This window comes from Corynebacterium sp. HMSC064E08 (genome assembly GCF_001811805.1).
Classification (GTDB): Bacteria; Actinomycetota; Actinomycetes; order Mycobacteriales; family Mycobacteriaceae; genus Corynebacterium; species Corynebacterium jeikeium_D.
On the sequence record NZ_KV806695.1, the window covers coordinates 1 to 973 of the forward strand.

At 61.2% G+C, this 973-nt stretch carries 1 pseudogene; it reads left to right on the forward strand.

The window, feature by feature from the left end:
• The first annotated feature begins 49 nt into the window (after window positions 1-49).
• Window positions 50-959 (forward strand): annotated as a pseudogene (locus HMPREF2820_RS10790) (IS5 family transposase).
• Window positions 960-973 lie beyond the last annotated feature (14 nt).

The window sequence follows — 973 nt, forward strand, 5'->3', positions numbered from 1 at the left end:
CTAGGGCGTGTCTCCTAATTGTGGGCCTGTGCTCGAGCATGATTGAGGTGTGTCACAACGGTCTAGATTTACGCAGTTCACGAATGCACAGTGGGAGCGAGTTGAACCACTTCTGCCAACGAATGAGGGCCGTAAAGGCCGCCCGTTTGGTGATAGCCGCCGCGTTGTAGAGGGCATCATCTACCGGTACCGCACCGGAATCCCGTGGCGAGATCTCCCCGACCGGTATGGTCCCTGGCAGACGGTGTGGAAGCGGCATCGCCGCTACGCAACCGACGGCACCTGGGACCGCGTATTCGCGCACATCCTCGCCGAGGCCGATGCAGTGGGCGACATTGACTGGAACGTGTCAATCGACGCGACGATCAACCGTGCTCATCAGCACGGTACGAACCTGCCGCGCCCTGATCAGGACACAGGGGGCTCTATCGAATTACAAGAATCTGCCGTTATGCGAGATTGAACCGGCAGGTCACGGGATCGGGAGATCACGCGGAGGGTTGAGCACGAAGGTACATTTTGCTGTCGAGGGGCATGGCCGGCCGCTGTCGATTGTGGTGACGGGCGGGCAACGCCATGATGGCGCGATGTTGCAGGAAGTCCTCGGCGATATTCGGGTCCCGAGAATTGGGTGCGGGCAGGCGCGGACGCGCCCTGATGCGTTGCTTGCTGATCGCGGGTACACGTCACGGGTGAACCGCGCGTATCTGCGTGAGCGCGGCATCGCCGCGGTGATTCCGGAGAAGTCTAATGAGATCGCTGCCAGGAAGCGTAAGGGTCGTGCTGGCGGGCGACCGCCCGGGTTTGATGCGGAGCTGTACAAAGACCGCAACGTGGTCGAGCGGGCCTTTGGGTTGATGAAGCAGTGGCGCGGGCTTGCGACGCGTTATGACAAGCTCGCGGTCACGTATCGCGCGGGAGTGGTGCTTGCGGCGATTCTGGTCTGGTTACGCATATAAGAGACACGCCCTAG